At 41.6% G+C, this 13,042-nt stretch carries 9 protein-coding genes; 7 read left to right on the top strand and 2 right to left on the bottom strand.

The window, feature by feature from the left end:
• Positions 1-98: 98 nt before the first annotated feature.
• Complete coding sequence (locus tag ACQ96U_RS26315; RefSeq protein WP_431724265.1) at positions 99-695, top strand: YfbU family protein; 597 nt, start codon at positions 99-101, stop codon at positions 693-695.
• Positions 696-709: 14 nt separating this feature from the next.
• Here the strand turns inward: ACQ96U_RS26315 and ACQ96U_RS26310 are convergent, their stop codons facing one another.
• A complete protein-coding gene (locus ACQ96U_RS26310) occupies positions 710-904 on the bottom strand; it encodes a cold-shock protein (RefSeq protein ID WP_431724264.1) in 195 nt (64 codons plus the stop codon).
• 199 nt (positions 905-1,103) lie between these two features.
• Here ACQ96U_RS26310 and ACQ96U_RS26305 point away from each other — a divergent pair, with 199 nt between their 5' ends.
• From ACQ96U_RS26305 to ACQ96U_RS26290, 4 genes are all read left to right on the top strand, one after another.
• Positions 1,104-1,484, top strand: coding sequence for a PAS domain-containing protein (locus ACQ96U_RS26305; protein ID WP_431724263.1), 381 nt, complete (start codon positions 1,104-1,106; stop codon positions 1,482-1,484).
• Positions 1,485-1,488: 4 nt separating this feature from the next.
• The gene (locus tag ACQ96U_RS26300; protein ID WP_431724262.1) at positions 1,489-1,884 is read left to right on the top strand and encodes a hypothetical protein; all 396 of its coding nucleotides are present in this window, start codon (positions 1,489-1,491) and stop codon (positions 1,882-1,884) included.
• A gap of 4 nt (positions 1,885-1,888) precedes the next feature.
• On the top strand, positions 1,889-2,164 hold the full coding sequence (locus ACQ96U_RS26295; protein ID WP_431724261.1) for a hypothetical protein: 276 nt from the start codon (positions 1,889-1,891) through the stop codon (positions 2,162-2,164).
• A gap of 129 nt (positions 2,165-2,293) precedes the next feature.
• A complete protein-coding gene (locus tag ACQ96U_RS26290; protein WP_431724260.1) occupies positions 2,294-3,703 on the top strand; it encodes a DUF1441 family protein in 1,410 nt (469 codons plus the stop codon).
• Between the two features lie 943 nt (positions 3,704-4,646).
• Here the strand turns inward: ACQ96U_RS26290 and ACQ96U_RS26285 are convergent.
• Positions 4,647-5,684, bottom strand: a complete 1,038-nt coding sequence (locus ACQ96U_RS26285) for a replication initiation protein (RefSeq protein WP_431724259.1) — start codon at positions 5,682-5,684, stop codon at positions 4,647-4,649.
• Positions 5,685-6,584: 900 nt separating this feature from the next.
• Between ACQ96U_RS26285 and ACQ96U_RS26280 the strand changes: the two genes are divergently transcribed.
• Both ACQ96U_RS26280 and ACQ96U_RS26275 read left to right on the top strand, forming a co-directional pair.
• Positions 6,585-12,566: an FG-GAP-like repeat-containing protein gene (locus ACQ96U_RS26280; protein WP_431724258.1), complete on the top strand. Its 5,982-nt coding sequence runs from the start codon at positions 6,585-6,587 to the stop codon at positions 12,564-12,566.
• Positions 12,553-12,996 carry a hypothetical protein gene (locus tag ACQ96U_RS26275; protein WP_431724257.1) on the top strand — a complete coding sequence of 148 codons (444 nt, stop codon included), beginning with the start codon at positions 12,553-12,555 and terminating at the stop codon, positions 12,994-12,996. Before ACQ96U_RS26280 ends, ACQ96U_RS26275 begins: the two co-directional genes overlap by 14 nt.
• The last annotated feature ends 46 nt before the right edge of the window (positions 12,997-13,042 follow it).

Below are 13,042 nucleotides of genomic sequence, written 5' to 3'. Positions count from 1 at the left end.
GTAACTGTCTAGTGAAGAGTTTTTAGACAGAATATTGCTCTTTGTTTTGCTTAATAATTTCAAGTTTATGAATACCTACATTCACCAAAAGGAAACCAATGACAAACAAATATCACCTGGACTACTTCGAGAAAGCGGTACTTAGTAATCAATACAAAATCCTTCAATTACTCGCCCCTGCATTTAATAAAGACGGTGGCATTTACGAAGCCAATAAATACAAGAATTACATTGAAATTTTAGAGAGTAATTTGGTTGAGCTTTTCCCTGAAATCTTTGAAGGCAACTTTGAGCTACCCCACGATATACAGCGTGATGTGCTTGCTATTACTGAGCTGTATGAACTCATGGAAACAAGCTACAGTTATTTGTCACTTGAGGAGCAAAGGGAAATAAACGGCGATAAAATTGTATTTAATGGCTTTGGTAGAGAGGATAAATACTATACGGAAATAAGGGATTTTCTGACCGCATTAAATAATAGTGAGGTATTCGAAGATAGACCAGGTGTAAGGGTTGTCACTGAGGATATGCTTGAGTTTCCACCCGTAGGCCCAATGATGCCGCTGTATAAGCAACAACTGGGAAGGCTTGAAGTATTGAAAGCAAGACCTGGTTATGTAGGGAATATGCTGACCGTTGAGGAGTTGAGGTATCTGACAGAAGGGTATGACGATGCGCCACCGCTCCAATAGGTACTTAAGGTTTACTAGATAACCTGAACGTTGATAGCACAAGGTCCTTTCTGGCTTTGGCCTACCTCAAACTCTACTTTGTCATTATCACGAGGCTCTTGACCTTGCGTTTCATTTTTGTGGAAAAACAAGTCTTTACCGCCATCGTCTGGAGTGATGAAGCCAAAACCTTTAGTTGAATCAAAAAATTTAACTGTACCTGTGCTCATTCTATTCTCGCGTTTTATGAATTCAGCGAGTCTTATAGAGGTTTATGATCAGTAAAGCAAACGGTTTTTACTAAAACAAAGTACCTAAAAGTGATGATATGAGAAAGCACCTTCTGTCGATATAACTAACAGGTGGTATTGAGCATGCTAGTCCTGTAGGTCTATCATAAGCTTATGTTCCTTAAAGGAAAAACCTAAATTGACGCTTGAAAACTTAGAATTCCTTATAGAGCAAAAACTAGATCAGCCAACAGTCGTTGTGAACAGCCAGCTTTATATTGTTTGTTACAATCAGGCCGCAGAAAACTGCTTCCAATACAAGCGTGATGAGGTGATTGGAGAACATCTAAACATACTCATTCCTGGTAACTTCCATCACTCTCATAATCGGCTTGCTGAGCAGTTTATACAAAAATATGAGCCACCCAGACTTATGAATCAAAGGAAAACCATTATTTATGGCAAGCGAAAAGATGGCCGTGAATTTGCGATAAAAGTTGCCATTTCTAACACACATATATGTGGTCAGCGTTATGCCATTGCTTGCATTAACCATTATAGAAGGATAGATATCAAGTAATTCAATGTTATCGACGATAATCACCGCAATTACTAGCCTTTTCCAAACATATCTCACCAATAAGCAACACAAAGCTGAACTAAAACAAGCCATCCATAAAAAACAATTAGACGAAATTCAGCAAGGCAATATCTCTGCTTCAGAGCTTGATTCGCTAAGTATTCAGTCGAGAGGTTGGAAGGATGATTTTCTATTAATCATCACCGTTACCCCGCTTGTGCTGTGCTTTGTACCTGAGATGTCTGACCATATTAAGAACGGCTTTCAAGCCCTAAATGCGAGTGTCCCTGAATGGTATATGCTCGCCTTAGCCTTGGTGTATATCGATACGTTTGGATTTAGGCGCATTTTACGCAATGTTTTTTCAAATTATTTAAGCACAAAAATAAATAAGAGTTAGGAGAATGACAGTACACCATCAAGAACCATGGATCTTTAAAAAAGAAATTAATATCACACACATCATAGCCACCCTTTCCTTAGTGATTTCTGCCATCGTGTTCGGCTCTTCCGTTGATAAGCGCATCGAGGTCAATGCCATGAACATACAACATGTGATCGCTACACAAGCCAAGGCGGACCAGCGTTATAAAGAGTTTAGGGATGAGATGAAAAACGACATTAATGGTATAAGTGACAAGCTCGATAGGCTGCTTGAGAGGCGTTCTGAGCAACGTTGATCTTGGGGGATGCGCTGGGGACCCTGAGCGCCTGAAAACGCCCCACACGCAGCGCACGCTCGTGTTTTGGAAGAATTTCGGCCTTTTATGGGGCAGCAGCGCTACTTAAAATGTATGAAGGAGACCTTAATGGAAGAGCAGAAACTGCTCAACATCACGCAAATCGCCGAGTTCTATGACATTCATCGAAATACGGTGATGCGCAAAATACGACAGGAGGGGATTGAGCCGGTTGATAAAGTGGGTAATGCAAACCGCTATAACCTTGAAGATGTAGAGCACCTATTTTACGAGTCAAGCGCACGCAACCTGCCGCCTGACTACGATCCTAATGACCTACCCCCTAAAGACCGCAAAGACTGGTATCAATCCGAGAATGAGCGGCTTAAGTTTGAATTGGCGTGCAGTGAATTAATCCCCGCCAAGGAAGTACGGCAAGAGTCGATTAAATTAATGAAGACCCTGGTGGCTTTTTTTGAGGTGTTGCCCGACAAGTGCGTTATTACCTGCAGGACTCGTGATCGAGTTACCCGAAATGCACACCGAAGCAGTAAAAGACCAGCGTATGACATTATGGGATTAAATTTTAAAATTTTAGCCAACCAAAAAAATATTACCCAATTAATTGCTGACCGGCTGATTAAATTAACGCTACAAGATGAGGCGGGTACCAAATCGGATGCGGTAACGATTGAGTTAGACAATCGAAATCAAGCCATACATTTTCCGAAAACGGGGGCAGAGCTGGAAATCTGGCTCGGTGATATTTACAAAGGCTTGTATGTGGTGGATGAGTTAGAAGAATCGCTAGACGACGACAGCCTTACACTCCATGGCAAAGCAGCCAACATGAAAGGCAGCATCAAAGCCCCTCATGACGCGTCCTACGACACGATTACACTACAAGCGCTGGCTCATCAGGTTGCCAGTAAACATGGCTACCAGCTGGCGATAAATCCCAAACTCGCCGCCATTCAGTTTGAGCACATTGACCAACGTGGAGAGAGTGATTTAAACCTACTGACCCGTTTAGCAGGTCAACATAATGCCATTGCCAAAGCGATGGCCAATAAGCTGTATATTGTACCCAAGGGCGAAAGCCGCAATGTGCGAGACCAGAAGCTACCCACTCTTACAATTAGCGATGCTCACAACAGTAGTGGCCGCGTTGTTATCAACGAACGTAACGACTACCAGGCCGTACAAGCGTATTGGTTTGCTGAAGAAAAGCAGCAAAAAATAGCGGTATTAGCGGGGCAAGGTGAACCTAAATACATTTTGAGAGAAAATTATAAAACTGCCAGCGATGCAAAAAATGCAGCAAGTGCAAAATTAAATAATCTAACGCGTGGAAAAAAATCTCTATCATTAACCAGACCGTTATCACCCGAAATTACACCTGAACAACGCATAACGATAATAAATCATAAGACCAGTGCAAATGGTGAGTGGGTAGTGAAATCAGTGGAGCACAGCATAGGATCTGGGTTTGCGGAGACGAGAGTGGAGTTGGTGGTGCCGAAAAGTGCCAATGGATAATTCGTAAGTAAGCCTATTTTTTAAGTGCTTGTAAAATACTTAAAAAAGTAGAATTTTAAAAATTTGTAAATTACTTAAAAAATTGAAATTTTAAAAATTCACAAAATACTTAAAAAATTGAAATTTTAAAAATTCACAAAATACTTAAAAATTTAAAATACAATAACGAAATAACGAAATAACGAAAAACACCCTATTTTAAAGATCAAAATACTATATATTGATTTTCAAAATAGGGTGTTTTGGTAACCAAGTTTAATATTTAAATACACTCTTTCAGATTTAAATTTAAAAAAAATCAAAATTTTATTTGACATGTGTCTCATAAAAAATAGAATGCATGAACGATCACTTCAGATCATTATATTAGTAAATTTAAAAGAATTGCTCTTTTTGTTAGCAAAGGGTTTTTATTTGCCCATTGAAATGTACAAGAAACTCTAACAAACAGAATCTAGCAGGAAGGTGAAATGATACAACAACAAAAAGTTACCTTTAACTGTATCAAAGCAGCTATAAAACTACTAGCTGAATACTCAAAGTCACTTGATGATGATAAAAAAAATGATGAGAAAATAATTTACATACTGAAAACAAGAGCCAATCTTGATTCATTGTATAAAAAATATACTTTACATAGAATATTGTACTACTCATAACATAAGCATTTAACACAACCTTGCCTGTTGTGTGAATATGCTAGGATAAAGGGATCGGTACCTAATCATGTAAGTCACTTATGGGAATACAGTCAGACACTATTGGAAACCATTACAGCTCACTGATTCAGATTATTTTTCGATCAGAAAAAGAAAAGCCCAGCCTCAAAGAGACTGGGCTACAAATGAAACAATTTTCGCTTGATTTTTATGGTAGGTAAAGAGTACAAATTTTAACCAAAAAATTAAGAGACGAGAGTCTCAAAATTTATAGACCTTTAGACTTAAAACTCATCAAAATCCGCTCTGTTAGCCCAACTCATGTCATCCATATCTGGATTATGACTACTTTTAGCTTGCTGCTCCTGATGTTTTAGTATGCCTAAAAAGTAGGCGGCTGGATCTTTAACTTTTCCAGCTTGTTTGGCTTTGGTGTAACTTAAAAAAGCTTGGCTAGCAGCAACAGCATCAAGACGTGATGCTAAAAGGGTTACAATGTCATTTGGTAGTTCAGGAACTGCACTTGCAAGCATAGCAGCTACAGCTTCGTCATAGTCTTGTGGCAATACTTCTGATGTTAGCGTTTCACCTTCTTCAACTGCTTCAAAATGAACATTATGGGAAACTGAAAACTGAATTTCTCCAATTTTTCGCCCCTTTCTTATACTTTTAAATGAAAATTTAAGGTCTGTTTTTTGTTCTAGCTCAGACTGTGCAGCCTCTAAAACTCTAACCCGAAAATCCTTGAATAATTTATACTGCTTAGGTTCAAGACCTAACATATTCCTTAACTCTTCAAGGCTTATATTGTGATTACTTACTTGTCTGGCTGTTTTTAATGGATGACACTTTCTTAATATCTCGTACAACCTGATAGAGTATTTAGAATCTAATTGCTGTATTTGCTTAATTTGGTAACGAGTAAAGTTACCTGCAAAATCTCTTAAGTGTTTATCTAGCCTCGAATCAAACTCAAACTCAACTGTTTTATCTTCTTCGTCATACACACATGCTGAGAACAAGCCTACTTTTACAAAAGACCGGCTTTCAGGCTTCCTCAACCTGATAACAACTTGTTTCAGCTCCGTTGTTGTTTTATCGATTGTTTTATAAATAGCTTGTTTAGATATACCTAATAAAGAGGCGTATTCAGATACACTTAGTTTAAAAGTAGGCAGATGCTCTCCATTCGGGTCAACCTTACTAATAAGTGTTGCAGCGACCTTTTGAGAAAAAGCTGATAGCTTATAATGCCCTTCTATAAACTCGTTAGACTTGTATACAAGCGGGTTAAAGCTCGCTTTGGGGGTTTTCTCAACCATTGAGTAGCCTTATCTTAGTGACAAAAGGTCGCCTCAGTTATGAGGACATCAAATACTATATGTCCTCATTAATGCTAGAATTATTCAACCAAATGTCCCTAGTTGTCAACCAAACGTCCCTATCAATTAACTATCCGCCCTCTTTTAGTCAACCATCTGTCCTCATTTAGGTAGATAAACGTCCTCATTTTGTAACCATCCGTCCCTTTTTCTGTAACCATCTGTCCCCCATAAATCGCTAGAAGGTGCAAAAGTGTTGGCCTAGGGAGGAGGACAAAAGGTAAAACAAGATATAAAAACAAGTATTAAAACAAGACAAACTAGAAAGAAGTTTGTGAGCTGGAATATTGATGTTAAAATATTCAAAGTTTTAAAAAACGGTAAGCATACCTAAAACGACGTATGAAGCGATCTAAGAAACTTTAAGTTATACCCGCTACCCTTGCCTATGTGTACATCACCAAAACCCGTCATAAGCATTACAAAGCGATATACGACGTAATTTGTATGACCTTTTGCTATATACTCTAGTTGACTTATAACTTATTAACTTTGAAGAGGGTAGGTCGCTTTGCTCGCTGCCCCCTACCACAAGCGTATATCACTCCAAACCTATCAACCCCTTTCGCGGCATATCCTCAGTCGCGGTGCTCCTGCTGGTATTTCATAGTGGGTTGACAACTTTTCCGTTTAATCATTTCAAGATAAGAAAGTGACTAATAAGGCATATTACAGACTATTTTGCTGTATATCTTTCCAATAAAATATCAGCTCATTTTTATAAAGAATCATTACATAAAACATTATGTTGCACAAAAGCCTAATCATTTATTTGTTTTATAAGTATAAAACTCAGTAATTTTACTCTTAGCCAGCTGTTAATGGATGTAACACGCGCTTATGTATCAGTTAAGAAATAGTTTATTAGTTCTTTCTTTTATTCTTGTTTTTTCGTCTTCTCTTTTTGTTAATGCTTCACCTGTAGGCTCTATCCCTGGTGCTTTTTCCATAGGTACCGATGGTGCGGCTAATTACCGTATTCCCTTAGAATTACCGCCAGGAATTAATGGCTTAACACCGGATTTAGCCCTTGAATACGACAGCCAAAAAGGCAATGGATTATTAGGTATTGGTTGGCGTTTAACAGGTTTTCCATCGATCACACGTTGTCCAACAACGCTAGAACAAGACGGTTTTATTGATGGCGTTGATTTTGATAATAACGATAAATATTGTCTGAATGGCCAGCGCTTAGTGGCCGTTAATGGTACTTATGGGGCCAGCGGCACGGAATATCGCACTGAACAAGATAGTTTTAAAAAAATTATTTCCTATGGTACCGCTGGCCATGGTCCCGCCTACTTTCAGGTGTGGTATAAAGACGGTAATTTTATTGAGTTAGGCAGTACTGAAGATGCGCAAGTAGAAGCGCAAAGTAAACCCAATGAAGTCTTTCGTTGGGATATCAGTAAAATTCAAGATCGGTTTGGCAATACGGTTACTTTTCATTATTCAGAGCAAACCGATTCCGGTGAACATTATCCGGTCGCTATTCGTTATGCCAATACCGCAATTAATTTTACGTTAGAAGAGCGTCCCGATCCTATTTTAACGTATATTTCGGGCGTTAAGCACCTGATTAAACAGCGCATAAAAACCATTACGATCGCGCAGGATAATAATCAGCGTCGTTATGTGTTAAATTATGGCACGGCAGGACGTCCCCTAAAAAGTTTATTGGCATCGATTCAGTACTGTACCGATCAGTGTTTTCCTGCCACACACTTTTCTTGGCAACGCAATGAAAATACTGCCTCGAGTTTTAATTCGGCCAGCTTGTTACGCCCAAGTGGTAAACCTTATGAAAAAGATAACGCGAAAAAAACAGGCGATTTTAATGGGGATGGTTTAATTGATTTAGCGTGGGCATATTCAGGTCCGCAAGGATTAGATATTTCAATCGCCTTAGCGAAAGGGGATGGTACTTTTTTATCCGGACAGTTACAGCGTGTCAGTGGTACTCCTTATGAAAAAGATAATACCGCACAGACTGGGGATTTTAATGGTGATGGCTTAACCGATCTGGCTTGGATGTATTCCAGTCAACACGGCCTCGATGTCTCGGTCGCGTTAAGCAACGGCGATGGTTCATTTCAACAGGCTCACTTACGTAAGCTTACCAGTGCTCCCTATGAAAAAGAGAATACCAAATTAACAGGCGATTTTAATGGCGATGGCCGGACGGATTTCGCTTGGATGTATTCCGGTCCCCAAGGATTAGATGTCACGGTTGCGTTGAGTAACGGCGATGGGACTTTTGGTGCTCCCCGCCTGAAACGTGTCAGTGCTCAAGGGTATGAAAAAGATAATACTGCATTGGCCGGGGATTTTAATGGGGATGGCATAACGGATATTGCCTGGATGTATTCCAGCGCCCATGGACTGGATATTACGACGGCCACCGCCTTAGGTGACGGTGATTTTGCCCCTGCGATTTTTAAACGGGTCAGCACAGTAGGTTATGAAAAAGATAGTACCAAGTTAACGGGGGATTTTAACGGTGATGGTCTGACGGACCTGGCCTGGGCTTATGCAGGACCATTAGGGCTAGATGTATCAGTGGCCTTAGCCAAAGGGGATGGTTCTTTTACCCAGGCAGTGGTGAAGCGACTCAATAGCAGTCCTTATGAGCATGATAATACAGCCTTAACCGGGGACTTTAATGGCGATCGCATGACCGACCTGGCCTGGGTTTATTCCAGTCAGGCGGGGCTCGATGTCACCGTTGCACTGGGCGTGGGGGATGGTACTTTTTTACCCGCGACCTTAAAACGGCTCAGCGGCTTAGCCTATGAAAAAGATAATGCCAAGCTGACGGGCGACTTCAATGGCGATGGCTTAATCGATCTGGCCTGGCTTTATTCTGGTCCCTCTGGACTCGATGAAACCGTCGCGCTGTCTCTGGAGAAAAAGTCCCTGGTCAGCCAAATCACCAATGGCCTCGGCCACACTACCAAACTGACGTATAAACCTCTCACTGACAAAACCACTTTCACCAAAAGCACAATTAGCCAATACCCCGTCAAAGATGTACAACCTGCAGTGCATGTCGTCAGTGAAGTTAAGAAAGTTAATGGTATTGGTGGCGAGTTAACCACCCAGTATCACTATAAAGGCTTAAAACGACATCAACGTGGTCTTGGGGCTTTGGGCTTTGCCAAAATTACCAGCACACAACTGGAAACCGGCATCAAAACCACTGACCATTACCTGCAGGATGTGGCCAACCGTAAAATCGGTTTACTCAGTCGTTCGCAAACCTGGTCAGCGACCGGTGTTTTATTAAAAGATACGCAGCAGACCTGGCAGGTGAATACGCTGGATGATGGCGATATTAAGCGTTTTCAAACCCACTTAGTATCACGGAAAACCCAGCAAAAATCCCTGCAGGATGAATGGCTGTCGACCCTGACGGAAACCTTTAGCTATGATGACTGGGGTAATACCACAGAAGCCAAACAGATCATTAAGGATGCCTTAGGTCAGCAGACCAGTACCACCGCTAGTACCTACCAAAATGATGAAAGTAACTGGCTGATTGGCTTAGCCACACAAACGCAAGCCACCAATGTGGGTGTATCCGGTGACAGCCAAACCCGCACTACGCAGTTTAATTATGATTCCATGACAGGCGCCTTAACCCAGCGCATTCAAGCGCCTGGCCAAGGTGATTATGTCCTGACCACGGATTTTAAATACGACCGCGTTGGTAACTTAATCGAAGAGCAAACCCAAGGCGCCAACGTTGCTGCACGCAAACAGACGTATACCTATGATGCCCAAGGCTTGCTGTTAATCTCAACGACTAATGCCTTAGGCCATACCACTCAACAAACCAGTGATGCGTTCTGGGGTGTACCTTTCACCACAACCGATAGCAACGGATTGATGACATCCTATGGCTACGATGCCTTTGGTCGACTCACCACACAAAAAGCACCCGATAACAGCCAAACCTTTGTGACCCGTGGTTGGTGTCATGCCTCCACAGCATGTCCCGCAGGCGCCGTGTATTGGGTGACAACGAAGACGGAAGGCAGTGCCCCCAGCACGGTTTATATGGATCAACTGGAGCGTACGATTCGCACCGAAACCTTGGCCTTAACCGGTGAAACCCAATACCAGGACACCGTGTATAACACACTGGGCCAGATGGAGAAAACCTCGTTGCCTTACTTCAAAGGCCATGAGGTGTATTGGATACAGTATGAATATGATCCTCTGCAACGGGTGATTAAAACCACGCAACCGAATGGCAGCACAACAGAAGTTGCCTATCAGGGCTTAAATAAAGTCCTCACCAATGCTAAAGGCCAGACCAAAACCGAACACTATAACGGTGCCGGTCAGTTGGTGAAGGTGATTGATGCGCAAGACAGTACCCTCAGCTACACCTACGACAGTTTTGGTAATCTGACCCAAACCACGGACCCCGACAATAATACCGTCGACCTGACGTATGATGTATTGGGCCGCAAAATCGCGATGAATGATCCCGACAAAGGCGCATGGACCTATGAATATGATGCCTTGGGTCGGCTGATTCGTCAGCAGGATGCCAAAGGCCAGGTCACCAAGCTGAGTTACGACCAGCTCGATCGCTTAGTGAAACAAACGGAAAATGCCCAAGCCAGCAGTAAATTACTGTGGCGGGTCTCTGAATGGCAATACGACCAACAGCGTAAAGGTCAGCTAGACCACGTCACCGTCGATGGCATTACCCAACAGTATCAGTACGACAACTTAGGGCGTGTAACCTCAGAAACGCAAACCCTGTTTGGTGAAAGCTTTACCCTCAGTTATAGCTACGACCAATACAGTCGTCCTTTACAAACCACCTTCCCTACCGGACTCACCGCGAAACAAGTCTACAACGAACGGGGTTACCTGACTGCTATTCTCGATGGTAATGCTAACACCTACTGGCAAGCGCAAGCGGTCGATGCACTGGGCAATATTACCCAACAACAGTACGGTAATGGTGCCACCACCCTGCGGGTATTTGATAAGCAAACGGGTCGCCTGCAAGACAGTGGTACCTACATGGGTAGTACCCGTCAGATTGAAGACCTGCACTTTGCCTACGATGAGTTAGGTAACCTCACTCAGCGGGAAGATAAACGACAGAAGATCCAAGAGACCTTTGCCTATGATCAACTCAATCGCTTAACGGAAGTGACCGCACTACTCAGTGGCAACACTCAAACTACCACCGTGCAGTACGATAGGTTAGGCAATATCATCCATAAATTGGATGTCGGTAATTATAGTTACGCAGGTAAGTGTGGTAACCAGCAAGCCGGTCCCCATGCGTTAACCCAAACCACGGGCAGCCAAAACGCGACCTACTGCTATGATGCCAACGGCAACATGACCAGCGGTAATGGCCGTACCGTGCGCTATACCGCCTTTGATAAACCCGATCAGATTATCCGCGGTGATTACCAAATTGACTTAGTGTATGGTCCTGACCAAAAACGGGTACGCCGGATTGATCATGGACCCACTGGCACCAGCACAACCTACTACCAATCGGGTATTTATGAAAAGGTGGTCAGTGATACCGGCAAAATACAACACAAGCATTACATTGCGGATGTCGCCATTATCACCAAAACCGAAAATGCCGGCACCGACAATGGCCTTAACGTCAATTATTTTCACCGGGATCACTTAAATTCGCTGACTGCTATTACCGACCAAAACGGCCAAGTGGTAGAGCGGTTTAGTTATGATCCCTGGGGTAAGCGCCGTCAGACGGACTGGCAAGCCGCGATTGATTTTACAAAAATCACCAGCACCATTACCAAACGTGGCTTCACCAACCACGAGCACTTGGATGGTGTGGGCTTAGTCCACATGAATGGCCGCGTATATGACCCAAATATGGGACGGTTTTTAAGTGCTGATCCGTTTATCCCTTATCCTAATTATATGCAGAGTTATAACCGTTACACCTATGCAAGCAATAACCCATTGGCTTTTGTGGACTCAAATGGTTATTGGGAAACTCGCGGAGCAGTCAATACAGGAACTGAAAATGCGGGCAGAAATCATAGAGATTCCAGGGAGTCTGTAGAGCGGGCAGCTGAAAGGGAAAGAGAGATTGAACGTGCTAGAAGAGAAGGAAGGAATGTTTATTTTGAACCCACAGTTTATGAACAGGAAGTAGACTCTAGTACAGGCATTGTTGATAACAGGCTAGTTGGTGGTGGTGGCGTAGTTATTGAAGGTGCTTCTCATAATATTGAGCCTAATTTAGAAAGGCTTGTTCGTGAAGCACTGGAAAATCGCGGGCTTGGGGACTTTGAGGTGTCTTTACCTTATGTGGTTACAACCATACCTGGTGATGGAATAGCTGCGCCTGTTTATACTCATCCTGAAACTTTAGTGGTAGTTAACTCTGACTGGGAAGGACTTGGCCTTATTGAAAACTCTTTATGGGGAGCATTTAAAGGGTTATTTGTAACTAGAATTGGGCAATTTATGAAGATAAGCCATATATTATCTGGGGGACTAGGAACAGCATTTTCAAGTGCAACTACAGAAAACTTATTTGTTCAAGCTCGTACAATTAGATATGAAGCTCAAGTATCTGATTGGAATGGCAAGCTTTATCATGGTATCAATGGAGCACTAAAAGCAATAGACTTTCAGGGGCTTACAAACACAAGAACAGGAGTCTTAGAAACGGCTAAACAGTATAGAGTTATTGCTGGTTCAAAAGTTATATATACTTCAAAACCAGAAAGAACATCCATTGGTAGTGTTTCTGATCATATTCCTAATAAAAATGGATATCCAATTCATGACTATCCCTGATAAGTTAATAAAGTTGCGTCTGGTTCTTGTATGTATACTGTTGTGTCCAGCTTTATTTTTTTCCGCTATTTATATAGCTATTGACATCAAGAGGATGTTTCCTGATCAAGCTATGACATCCCCTTATGATATAACTTATTTAGTGTATAAAATATTTTTAATTGAAGGAATTAGTATAGTTTCTGGAATAATATTTGGTGTTTGGTACTATATAAAAGATAAAATGAGTTGTAAGATTATGATTTTTGAGCAGTTTTTGTTTAATTATTTTAGTCTAATATTAGTTTCAATTATTATTATTTTTCTCATAAGCCATTTTTTTGATGTCAATTTTAAGTTTGGATGGGAGGTCATTGGCTTTGCTATTGCTATGATAATAGTCATGTACCAAAGTGCATATAAAACTGTTATGAAAGGATATAAGTTATAAATAAAGTCGATGAAATTAATATTTCAAGGTTACGGCTCATACTAAC

Source organism: Zooshikella sp. RANM57 (genome assembly GCF_050749885.1).
In the GTDB taxonomy this organism is placed as follows: domain Bacteria; phylum Pseudomonadota; class Gammaproteobacteria; order Pseudomonadales; family Zooshikellaceae; genus Zooshikella.
Note: the sequence above shows the minus strand (reverse complement) of the source record. Positions and strands in the feature narration are given on the sequence as shown.